Annotated in this window: 7 protein-coding genes; 2 read left to right on the top strand and 5 right to left on the bottom strand. The window is 69.3% G+C overall.

Annotated elements, in window-relative coordinates; translation table 11 throughout:
- Window positions 1-63: 63 nt before the first annotated feature.
- Complete coding sequence (locus MSZK_RS00430; RefSeq protein ID WP_099243696.1) at window positions 64-1374, top strand: NAD(P)/FAD-dependent oxidoreductase; 1311 nt, start codon at window positions 64-66, stop codon at window positions 1372-1374.
- Here the strand turns inward: MSZK_RS00430 and MSZK_RS00435 are convergent, their stop codons facing one another.
- The 5 genes from MSZK_RS00435 to MSZK_RS00455 form a co-directional block, all read right to left on the bottom strand.
- On the bottom strand, window positions 1375-2466 hold the full coding sequence (locus tag MSZK_RS00435) for a PDR/VanB family oxidoreductase (protein ID WP_099243698.1): 1092 nt from the start codon (window positions 2464-2466) through the stop codon (window positions 1375-1377).
- On the bottom strand, window positions 2463-3362 hold the full coding sequence (locus MSZK_RS00440) for a metal-dependent hydrolase (RefSeq protein ID WP_099243700.1): 900 nt from the start codon (window positions 3360-3362) through the stop codon (window positions 2463-2465). Before MSZK_RS00440 ends, MSZK_RS00435 begins: the two co-directional genes overlap by 4 nt.
- A 59-nt stretch (window positions 3363-3421) precedes the next feature.
- Window positions 3422-3835 carry a hypothetical protein gene (locus MSZK_RS00445; RefSeq protein WP_099243702.1) on the bottom strand — a complete coding sequence of 138 codons (414 nt, stop codon included), beginning with the start codon at window positions 3833-3835 and terminating at the stop codon, window positions 3422-3424.
- Between the two features lie 160 nt (window positions 3836-3995).
- Window positions 3996-5444, bottom strand: a complete 1449-nt coding sequence (locus tag MSZK_RS00450; protein ID WP_099243704.1) for a serine/threonine-protein kinase — start codon at window positions 5442-5444, stop codon at window positions 3996-3998.
- A 25-nt stretch (window positions 5445-5469) separates the two neighbouring features.
- A complete protein-coding gene (locus MSZK_RS00455) occupies window positions 5470-6171 on the bottom strand; it encodes a TetR/AcrR family transcriptional regulator (RefSeq protein WP_099243706.1) in 702 nt (233 codons plus the stop codon).
- Window positions 6172-6390: 219 nt separating this feature from the next.
- Between MSZK_RS00455 and MSZK_RS00460 the strand changes: the two genes are divergently transcribed.
- Window positions 6391-7098 (top strand): ABC transporter ATP-binding protein (locus MSZK_RS00460; RefSeq protein WP_142389817.1); only part of this gene is annotated, 708 nt, incomplete at its 3' end.

A 7098-nucleotide genomic window follows, 5' to 3' on the forward strand; every position in this document is an offset into this window, starting at 1 on the left:
CCGGTGGGACGCAAGCGTCTTTGGCTACGTTTGCGATCCGCGACCGAGGGTATCTCTGGGCCGATGACGTCCGTGGTGATTGTGGGCAGCGGCTTCACCGGTTTCGAATGCGCACGGCGCCTGCAGCGGCGGCTCCGCCGCCAGCACGCTGACGTCCAGATCACGCTGATCTCGCCGATCGACTACATGCTCTACACCCCGCTGCTGCCCGACGTGGCCGGCGGCGTGGTCGATGCCCGCTTCGTCACGGTTCCGCTGGCCGGCACGTTGCCGGGGGTGCGGGCGATCCGGGGGCGGGTGGATCACGCCGACCTCGCCGGGCACACCCTGACCTACACCGATCCCGAAGAGCGCACCCACGAGCTGGCCTGGGACCGCCTGGTGCTGACGCCGGGTTCGGTGACCCGGTTGTTCGACATCCCGGGCCTGGCCACGTATGCCCGCGGGTTGAAATCCGCGGCAGAGGCGCTCTATCTGCGTGATCACGTGCTCGAGCAACTCGAACTCGCCACCATCGACGACGATCCGGCGGTGGCCGCGGGGCGGCGCACCGTGGTGGTGGTGGGCGCGTCGTATTCCGGCACCGAATTGGTCGCCCAGCTGCGGGCGCTGGCCGACGCGGCGGCCGACCAGATGGGATTCGACCGCGCCGCGGTGCGGTTCGTCCTGCTGGACCTGGCCGAGCAGGTCATGCCCGAGGTGGGCGAGCGGCTGGGCAAGGCGGCGATGAACGTGCTGCACACTCGGGGGATCGACGTGCGACTCGGAGTGACGCTGACCGAAGTGCACGCCGATCACGTTGTGCTCAGCGATGATTCGCGACTGGATACCCGCACCGTGGCCTGGGTGACCGGGGTGAGGGCCGCGCCGCTGATCGACACCCTCGGCCTGCCCACCGAGAAGGGACGGCTCACAGTCGGCACCGACCTGCGGGTGTCAGGCCACCCCGACGTATTCGCCGCGGGCGACGCCGCCGCCGTCCCCGACCTGACCCAGCCGGGCGCCATCACTCCGCCGACCGCTCAGCATGCCGTGCGGCAGGGCAAGGCGCTGGCCCGCAACGTGGCGGCCAGCCTGGGCATCGGCACCCCGAAGGACTACCGGCATCGCAACATGGGCCTGGTCGTCGACCTGGGCCCGCGCCACGCCGTCGCCAACCCACTGAACATCCCGCTGTCCGGCCTCCCCGCCAAGGCGGTCACCCGTGCCTATCACCTGTACGCGATGCCGCGTGCGGTGAACCGATGGGCGGTGGCGCTGGCCTATCTGACCGACCTGATGTTCCCGCGCACCGTGGTCTCGATCGGGTTGTCCACTCAGGAGGACGCCCAGTTCTCCACCAGCGAGGGCATCCCGATGCCCAAGGCCGACTGACTACAGATCCAGCTCCAGATGGCCCCCCTCGGGGGCGCGGGACACGCAGGTCAGCATCATGCCCGCTGCATGCTCCGGCTCGGTGAGAAGGGTATCCCGATGTTGCACAACACCTTTGATCACCCGAATCCGGCAGGTGCCGCAGAAGCCCTGCTGGCAGGAGTACGGTGCGGGCACCTGCTCGCGGCGCAGCGCGCCAAGCAGCGTCTCCTGCGGTTCGACCGTGACCGTCGCGCCGCTGGACGCGATCGTGGCGGTGAAGCGGGTGCCGTCCAGCACCGGTGCGGCGGCGAACCGCTCGAAGTGCAGCTCCACGTCGTCGCGGCCGGCCAGCGCGGTCCGGATCGCGGTCAGCATCGGCGCTGGTCCGCAGGTGTAGACGGTCGTGCCATCCGGGCAGTCACCGACAAGGTCGGCGGCGGTCGGTATGCCGTATCTGTCGTCGGTGCGGATGCGCACCCGGTCGCCGAACCGGCGCACCTCGTCGAGGAAGGGGATGGACTCCTCGCTGCGGCCGGCGTAGGTCATCGACCAGTCGACGCCGAGCCGGTCGGCCAACCCCAGCATCGGCAGGATCGGGGTGATGCCGATACCGCCCGCGATGAACCGCAGTCGGCGCGCGGGCGAACCGTAGCCGGGGACGCTGAGCGGGAACGCATTACGCGGGCCACCGCTGGTGACCGTCGCCCCGACGTCGATGCGGTCGTGCACCTCGACCGACCCGCCGCCACCGTCGGGGATGCGGCGGACCGCGATCCGGTAACAGGTGCGCAGACCGGGATCGCCGCACAGCGAGTACTGGCGGATCCGTCCGCTCGGCAGGTGGATGTCCAGATGCGCGCCAGGATGCCAGGCCGGCAGCGGGCGCCGATCCGGCGCCGCCAGCGTCAGCGCGACGACGTTCTGATCGAGCGCCACCACCCGGCGTTCGACGACCTGCAACGTAAGGGTGTGGTCGCGCGACGGCGGCGTCGCGGGCCGGCGGATCGCACCGGTGATCGCCCACATCGCGGTGATCGCGGCATCGGTGAGACTCAGCGGAACGTCGTGACGGGTCCGCCCGGACGTGCTCGGCGGAGCGATACGTCTCACAGGTGCGCGGCCCGGGCGGCCGGCGAGCTCGCCAGATAGGCGACCGCCTGGGCGGTGGAGCCGACGTCTTCCGGCGAATAGTTCGGCCGGAAGTAGGTCAGCGTCGTGCCGCCGAACAGGTTGCGGTACTTGGGCAGCAGCCCGAGCTTGGAGTCCCTGGCCCGTGACCGCTGCATCGTCCACCAACTCATGTCCAGGCTGGGGTCGGTGCGGCACAGATACCAGGCGCCACGGTTGAAGAACCCGGCGATCATCATCACCGCCACGCCCATCGACCGGATCCGGTCGAGGTAACTGTCATGGAAGTAGACCGCCACGTCGTGGGCCACGTTGCGATGCTCGACCTCCTCGCTGCCATGCCACCGGAACACGTCGACCAGGGTGGGATCGGCACCGAAGTCGTCCCAAGCGCAGTTGAGGGCGAAGTCACCGAGCACCGCGGTGTAGTGCTCGATCGCCGCGATCAGCCACAACCGGTCACACAGGTGGTTGAGCCGGCGCCGCGGATCGCGCGACGTGCTCGGCGCGAGCATCTTGGTGAAGACGTAGTCCATCTGGCGCAGCATCGGCTCGGGGTTCACCCCGCGGGTGACCATGAACTCCCGCAGCAGCTTCTCGTGAGTGTCGGCGTGGGTGGCCTCCTGGCCGATGAATCCGCGCATGTCCTCGGCCAGCCGGGAATCCTTGACCAGCGGCAGCGCCTCGTCGTAGGTGGCCACGAACCAGCGCTCGGCCGCCGGCAGCACCACGTTGAGCAGAGAGATCACGTGGGAGGCGACGGGATGGCCGGGAATCCAGTGCAGCGGGGTCGCGGATACGTCGAAGTCGACCTTGCGGGCCTGGATCTGCACCCGGCCGGGATCGATCTCGTGTTCGAAGCGGCGTGGCCGCAGCATGGGCGAAACCTCCCGGCTCGACGGCCCGACTTGCCGAGGAGTTTAGCCGAGTAGGGGTGTCAGCCGACCTGAGTCGGCGTCACCGTGACGGTGCCGGGAGCACCCGGCGTCGGGCGGGTGCCGCCGTCGGCCGGAATCGGCTGGGCGGGTGCCGTGCCCGCCGAGCTGGGCGGCGGCGCATCGGGCTGAGCGGCCTTGGTGCAGTTGAGCATCAGCTGCATCTTGCCGCTGGCCAGGTATTTCTGGCTCTGCACGATGCATTTGGCCTGCGGGACGTCACTGCCGACAGATCCGCCGAACACCGTCGAGACCCCCTGCGCGTGCAGGATGGCCACCGCCTTGTAGTACGGCTCGCCGAGGATGTTCAGTGTTCCGCCGGCGTTCGGGTCCGCGCTGCTGGACCCCATGCCGAGGGCGGCTGCTGCCGAACCAGCGGCAAGCGCGCCTGCGGCCACCAGGATGAGCCTCTTCACTCGGACCTCCGTCTGTGTCTCCGGTCGAACATAGCGCAGGGTGCTGCGAGGTCGCCCTGCGAGCAGATCCCACCAGCCTCTTGAGTGTCTATCGCCACAACCGCCCCGAGACGTTTCAAGCCGGCCCGAAGTCGGCGTCGGGGCAGCTGAGCGGTCCCGGTCAGCCGCCGTTGCCGCGCAGGATCTCCTCGGCGCAGCGCAGCCGGGTGTGCCCGGTCTCCTGCATGCAGATCCGGACCGGGGATTCGTTCTCGATCGGCGGCGCCACCGCCGGGGACGAGGTCACCACCGGGTTGGGGATGACGTCCTGGCGCACCGACCACAGGTAGCGGTTGGTGTACTGCAGCTGCGTGCAGTACACGGTCGCGCCATCGGCGGTGGTGCCGGTGGCGCCCGGCTCGGTGCAGTTCGACCCGATCACGGCCGTCGGCGTCGGGGCCACCGTGACGGTGTCGGTATCGGTGGGCGCGGTGGTCGTGGCTGTTGTCGTGGTGACCGGCGGCGGGGGAACGACGCTGGTGGTAGCCGGCGGCGCGGTGGTCGTGAGGGAGGTGCGGACGTCGTCGGTGGCGACCGTCTCGCCGCGGTCGCGGCCGGCGATGAACGCGGCGGCCACCGCGATCAGCAGCACGAGCAGCACCGAGATCAGGATCGCCGGCCGCAGCCAGGACCGGTGCGCCGGTGGGTGCGGCTCGCCGCCGACCGGCGCGGCGTCGGTGATCGGCGTCAGCCGGGTGGAGTCCACGTCGGACCGGCTGTCGCCCGACAGCGGTGTGGTGATGTGATGTGCCAGGGCACGGGCGAAGTCCACGCAGCGGTCGAAGCGGTCGGCAGGATCCTTGGACAACGCCTTGCGCAGCGCCGGGTCGAGGTTGGCCAGCTCGGGGCGGCGCGTAGCCAGGCTCGGCGGCGCCGCCGACAGGTGCTGGCTGATCACCACAGCCGGGTTGGAGTGCTGGAACGGCGGGATGCCGGTGAGCAGGTGATACGCGGTGGCCGCCAGGGCGTATTGATCGGCACGCCCGTCCAGATCACGCCCCATGAGCTGTTCGGGGGCGGCGTAAGCCAGGGTGCCGACCGTCATGTTGGTCTGCGTCAAGCCGCTCGCGTCGTTATCCCAGCGAGCAATGCCGAAGTCCGCCAACAAGATTCGCTCTTCGCCCGAGTCCTGCCTGGAGACCAGGATGTTGGCGGGTTTGACGTCACGGTGCAGCAAATGGCGCTGGTGGGCGTAGTCCAGGGCCTCGGCGACCGCGGTGACGATGTTGAGCACGTCGCGCTGCGGCAGACCGCCTGGATGGCTCTTGAGCAGATCGCTCGCGTCGGTGCCGTCGACGTAATCCATGGCGATCCACAGCTGTCCGTCGGATTCGCCGCGGTCGTGCACGCCGACGATGTGCGGATGCCACAGCGTGGCGGCGATATCGGCCTCGCGTTCGAAGCGGGCGCGGTACTCGGTGTCGCTGCTGACCGAAGCCGGAAGCACCTTCAGGGCGTCGCGACGGGGCAGTCGGGGGTGCTGGGCGAGGTAGACCTCACCCATCCCTCCCGCGCCGAGCAGTCGAAGGATCGTGTAGCCGGCGAATATCTCGCCGTCGGCCAGCGGCATGGCCCGATCCTACAAACGAGACCGCTCAGCCCACGCCCACTCCCACGCCTTGACGACCGTCGGCGTCGCCGTAGCGGGCCAGGTGGTGGTGTGTGCCGGCCCGCAGTGCAGGCAGCGCGTCGTCGGTCACACCCAGCACCCGTAAGCAGGCGTCGGCGACGTGACCGGCCAAGGTGGTGTGGTCGGGCTGCAGCGGCCGCGACCACATGTTGACCAGCGACTCGACCAGCCGAAACGGCAGATCGGCGGCATCGCCGGCGACCCCGGTGGTCGCCAGGATGCGGCGGCTGAGGTCCAGATAGGCCAGCCGTAACCGCTCCCGCTCGGTCCAGAACGTCGCCAGCCGGGCTTCGCGCAGCTCCGGCAGCAGGTACAGCGCCCCGAGGTTCCATCGCGAGGTCAGCAACTGGGCGCCGTCGAAGGCGGCCAGGGCGTGCAGACATTGCGCGGCCGGCAGATCGTCCTCGCGCAACGCGGACAGGAAGGCCAGGGTCGGCGTGACGGTCTGATGCAACAGCGCCGAGAGCAGCTCGTCCTTGGTCTTGAAGTAGTGGTACAGCGAGGCCTGACGAATGCCGACCGCCTCGGCGATCGCCCGGGTGGACGTGCTCGCGTAGCCGCGGGTGGTGAACAGTTCGCCCGCGGCGTCGAGGATCTCCTCCCTGGCGGTCGTGCCGGGTCTGCGCCGTTCGGTCAAGCGCGGGCGCCCCGCCCGCGTTGTGTCCATGGACCGATGGTGACCCACACCACCTGGGAAAAGACAGACCCGGGGATTTTCTGTCACACGACAGAAACGCGGGATACCTATCGGTTACGCGGCGTCTTGTTTTGGTTACGCCAGCGACACCCACCGCGACAACACGCCCGCAAAACTGTCAGTCGACAGGCTGATGGCTCACCGGTGAGCACATCCTCGTGACCTTCCGACCCTCGGGGAGATGCTGAGATGGCGAGCGCCGCAAGTGTTGCGCTACGACCTGACGCCCCGGCGACCACGCCGGGCGGCGACACGGTCGCGGCGGTGGACGACCTGAGTGTCACCTTCCGCCGCAACGGCAAGGACGTCCACGCGCTGCGTGGCGTGTCACTGGGGATCGCCCCCGGTGAGATCGTCGGCCTGGTCGGCGAATCCGGATCGGGCAAGAGCGTGCTCGGTTTCAGCATGCTCGGCCTGCTCGGCAAGGCCAAGACCACCGGCAGCGTGCAGGTCTGCGGGACCGACATGCTCACCGGCCCGGCCAAGCAACTGCGCAAGGTCCGGCGGCTGGACCTGGGTGCGATATTCCAGGACCCGATGACGTCGCTGAACCCGACGATGCGGATCGGCAAGCAGGTCGAAGAGGTGGCCGGCAGCAGTGCCGAGGCGCTCAAACTCCTCACCGCCGTGGGCATCCCGGAGGCCGAGCGGCGCATGCGGGCCTACCCGCACGAGCTGTCCGGTGGTCTGCGACAGCGCGTGATGATCGCGATCGCGGTGGCAGGCAACCCAGAGCTGATCATCGCCGACGAGCCCACCACCGCCCTCGACGTGACCGTGCAGGCGCAGGTGCTGGCGCTGCTGCAGCGCCTGCGCACCGAAATCGGCTGCAGCATCGTGATGATCACCCACGATCTCGGGGTCGCGGCGCAGATCGCCGACCGCATCGCGGTGCTC

Source organism: Mycobacterium sp. shizuoka-1 (genome assembly GCF_002723835.1).
Taxonomy (GTDB): domain Bacteria; phylum Actinomycetota; class Actinomycetes; order Mycobacteriales; family Mycobacteriaceae; genus Mycobacterium.

What these genes read in the sequence shown, in the direction of transcription:
- MSZK_RS00430 (WP_099243696.1), top strand. Translation starts at nt 64, where the DNA reads ATGACGTCCGTGGTGATTGTGGGCAGCGGCTTCACCGGTTTCGAATGC.
- MSZK_RS00450 (WP_099243704.1), bottom strand. Translation starts at nt 5,444, where the DNA reads ATGCCGCTGGCCGACGGCGAGATATTCGCCGGCTACACGATCCTTCGA.
- MSZK_RS00455 (WP_099243706.1), bottom strand. Translation starts at nt 6,171, where the DNA reads ATGGACACAACGCGGGCGGGGCGCCCGCGCTTGACCGAACGGCGCAGA.
- MSZK_RS00440 (WP_099243700.1), bottom strand. Translation starts at nt 3,362, where the DNA reads ATGCTGCGGCCACGCCGCTTCGAACACGAGATCGATCCCGGCCGGGTG.